Annotated in this window: 3 protein-coding genes and 1 riboswitch; all 3 genes read left to right on the top strand. The window is 33.0% G+C overall.

Translation table 11 applies throughout. The features are described from left to right. Window positions 1-539 (top strand): ASKHA domain-containing protein (locus COZ07_RS00140; RefSeq protein WP_406606595.1); only part of this gene is annotated, 539 nt, incomplete at its 5' end. 128 nt (window positions 540-667) lie between these two features. Beyond that, window positions 668-771: riboswitch (purine riboswitch) on the top strand. A 61-nt stretch (window positions 772-832) separates the two neighbouring features. Continuing rightward, the gene (locus tag COZ07_RS00135; RefSeq protein ID WP_406606594.1) at window positions 833-988 is read left to right on the top strand and encodes a hypothetical protein; all 156 of its coding nucleotides are present in this window, start codon (window positions 833-835) and stop codon (window positions 986-988) included. A gap of 1 nt (window position 989) precedes the next feature. Further along, window positions 990-1,463, top strand: a complete 474-nt coding sequence (gene purE, locus COZ07_RS00130; protein ID WP_406606593.1) for an AIR carboxylase family protein — start codon at window positions 990-992, stop codon at window positions 1,461-1,463. The last annotated feature ends 354 nt before the right edge of the window (window positions 1,464-1,817 follow it).

The following is a 1,817-nucleotide window of genomic DNA, read 5'->3' as shown; positions in this document are numbered from 1 at the left end:
TTGACTTAATTGCTGAATTACTCAAATTAGGACTGATCAATAAGAGTGGTAAACTTATAGGTAGAGAAGAAGGTAATTCCGAACTGAGCGAAGAGATTAGAAAAAGAATTATTAAAGGACAAAAAGGCAATAAATTTCTTTTAGTGAAAGGTAAGGAAACAGAAAATGGGAAACCCCTTTATCTTACCCAGAGAGACATTAGAGAAGTACAATTAGCTAAGGCTGCAATATTTGCGGGTATAAAAATACTTTTAAAAGAAGTAAATATTCCCCTAGAAGATATTCAAGAAATATTACTGGCTGGGGCATTTGGTAATTTTATTGATAAAAAAAGTGCAGTAAGGATAGGATTACTCCCTAATTTACCATTAAAGAAAATAGAATCAGTCGGCAATGCAGCAGGAAGAGGAGCAGAGATAACATTATGCTCTAATAAGATGAGAGAAGTAAGCGAAGAAATATCTAAAAAAGTTAAATATGTGGAATTATCCTCCCGCCTCGATTTTCAGGAAGAATTTATAAAAGCAATGATTTTTTAATGTCGTAGTCTAATTTGATATACTTAGAATATCCACAGTTTAAAAATTGTAAATATGTCCTGGATAACCTACCATAAATGTTTGACATTAAAAGTTATTAATGTTATATTTTACTTAAAGAAAATTTTAAAAATTAAATTATAGATGCTCGTATAAACTCTTGGATATGGCAAGAGTGTTTCTACCATGTGACCGTAAATCACAATAGGCTACGGGTGGAAGTGCACCTTAGGGATTCGCTTATTCTGAGCAAGATTCTAATAATAAAATTAGAATAAGATTAGAACCGAGTGGTGCAAAGTATATTTATTTTATACTACACCGGAGGATTAAAAGCCCAGGCGGAGAGGTTCCACTCTAACGGAATTTCTGTTGCCTGGGTTTTTTATTTGGAGATAAATATAATTTTCAAAAAGAATTATGAGATAAATATTGATGAAGGAGAATAATATGGAGAAAGTAGCAATAATTATGGGGAGTACTTCAGATTTAGATACTATGAAAAAAGCAGCAGAAGTACTTGATGAATTAGGCATTATTTATGAAATGAAAGTGCTTTCTGCTCATCGGACTCCTGATTTATTATTTGAATATATAGAACAAATAGAAGAAAAAGGATTTAAAGTAATAATTGCTGGGGCCGGTGGAGCAGCTCATTTACCTGGAGTGATAGCCTCCCAAACACTTTTACCGGTAATAGGCGTTCCTATAGAGACGAAAGTAATGGGGGGTCTTGATTCTTTATTATCTATGGTTCAGATGCCCGCTGGGGTTCCAGTGGCCACCATGGGGATAGGAAATGCAAAAAATGCCGGACTTATGGCCGCCAGGATATTAGCAATTAATAATATTGAGTTAAGAAAAAAACTTGAAAATTATAAAAAAGCTATGGTTCAGAAGATAAAAGATATTAAAATACAGTAACGTGTAATAAGTAATATGTAATGTGTAATAAATAAATAGGATAGAAGTCAGAAGCCAGAATCCGGGAGTCAGAAGCAAAATTAGTATATATATAGTAAAGAACAAAAAAAGAGCAGATTGCTTTAGAATGCAGTGATTAGTAATAAGTAATGGGTAACGAGTTGAGAGTTAAAAGGTTATAAAAACAAGTTACTTATTACATGTCACATATTACACATCACACATTACACAGCTCGTTGGCTGACTGGCTAATTGGCAAATTGGTTAATTTGTAGAGGGGAGCATTGATTAATGGGGAGTGTAAAAGATTTAATAGTATTAGAAAAGCCATTAAAAAACAAAAGTGGTAGAGGA

Source organism: Candidatus Infernicultor aquiphilus, assembly GCF_002784285.1.
GTDB lineage: Bacteria > Atribacterota > Phoenicimicrobiia > Phoenicimicrobiales > Phoenicimicrobiaceae > Infernicultor > Infernicultor aquiphilus.
The sequence above is the reverse complement of the archived record's forward strand: the minus strand, read 5'-3'. Positions and strand labels throughout refer to the sequence as shown.

Coding starts and splice junctions, on each gene's coding strand:
- purE (WP_406606593.1), top strand. CDS start 990: ATGGAGAAAGTAGCAATAATTATGGGGAGTACTTCAGATTTAGATACT.